At 51.6% G+C, this 217-nt stretch carries 1 protein-coding gene; it reads right to left on the bottom strand.

What is annotated here, in order from left to right; translation table 11 throughout:
- Positions 1–217 (bottom strand): hypothetical protein (locus LRL21_RS45435; protein ID WP_240422274.1); only part of this gene is annotated, 217 nt, incomplete at both ends.

Raw genomic sequence — 217 nt, 5'->3', positions numbered from 1 at the left:
AAAGCCACGCTCCGTTAACGATGCTCCGCCGTCCGAGCTTACATTGCCCGTTAAATCAACGGTCGTTGTTGTGATGTTCGTGTACGTCAACGTCGTTACCGTTGGTGCTACCGGTAAGTTCTGCGTCGTAAACTGAACTTCCACTCCATAGCCCGTTGCTGTTGTGTTGTTGGTCGCATATGCACGCACATAGTATGTCGTACCAGGCGTCAATCCC

Source organism: Paenibacillus periandrae, assembly GCF_022458865.1.
GTDB classification, from domain to species: Bacteria; Bacillota; Bacilli; order Paenibacillales; family NBRC-103111; genus Paenibacillus_S; species Paenibacillus_S periandrae.
Note: the sequence above shows the minus strand (reverse complement) of the source record. Positions and strands in the feature narration are given on the sequence as shown.